Source organism: Mycobacterium persicum (genome assembly GCF_002086675.1).
Classification (GTDB): Bacteria; Actinomycetota; Actinomycetes; order Mycobacteriales; family Mycobacteriaceae; genus Mycobacterium; species Mycobacterium persicum.
Map to the genome: position 1 here is coordinate 1 of NZ_MVIF01000385.1, position 208 is coordinate 208.

Annotated in this window: 1 pseudogene; it reads right to left on the reverse strand. The window is 60.1% G+C overall.

Features of this window, described 5'->3' with window-relative positions:
* Positions 1-83 precede the first annotated feature (83 nt).
* Positions 84-208: pseudogene (locus BST40_RS29945) on the reverse strand (DUF5632 domain-containing protein); the annotation flags it as partial.

Here is a 208-nt window from a genome sequence, read left to right on the forward strand (position 1 = left end):
CCACCGTCGAAAATCAAGATCGAAAACCGCAATCCGAACCGATCAGGCCGCCACGTCAACCCCGCGAAACATCCGGGCTAGGCTAAGAGGTCTTCAACATTGGCATCGTGACGTCGTGGTGCTGGCTCCAACAGCGTCACATGGGCGGGCAGCCGGACATGGGGTGGAATCCAGCCTCCGGCGAGATCGGTGACCAGTAGTGTGGTCC